The sequence below is a fragment of the Jeotgalibacillus marinus genome (assembly GCF_040801915.1).
In the GTDB taxonomy this organism is placed as follows: Bacteria; Bacillota; Bacilli; order Bacillales; family Jeotgalibacillaceae; genus Jeotgalibacillus; species Jeotgalibacillus marinus.
Genome location: NZ_JBFMIA010000147.1, coordinates 1 through 274, shown reverse-complemented (window position 1 = coordinate 274; position 274 = coordinate 1). Strand labels below are relative to the sequence as shown.

Annotated in this window: 1 protein-coding gene; it reads left to right on the top strand. The window is 67.9% G+C overall.

Annotated elements, in window-relative coordinates; all coding sequences use genetic code 11:
- Window positions 1-259: anti-sigma factor domain-containing protein (locus AB1471_RS17310; protein ID WP_367780973.1), on the top strand; the 259-nt coding region annotated here is incomplete at its 5' end.
- Window positions 260-274 lie beyond the last annotated feature (15 nt).

Genomic DNA, 274 nt, shown 5'->3' with positions numbered 1-274 from the left:
AAGCCTCGTGCCCCTGGGGCCGAACGAGGACATCCCCGAAGGCAAGACCATGCAGTTCTGGACCAAGCCTGAAGGCGCCAAGGGCCCGACCTCGCTGGGCCTGGTCAAGCCCGGCCAGGTGGTGGTGGTGCCGGTCAGCAAGTTGCCAGGTCTGGCCGACAAGACCCTGTTCGAGCTGACGCTGGAGCCCGCGGGTGGCTCGCCCTACCCGAAGCCCTCGGGCCCCATCCTTTACGTGGGTCGCGCGGTTCGGGTGTGATGCGGGTGAGGCTCA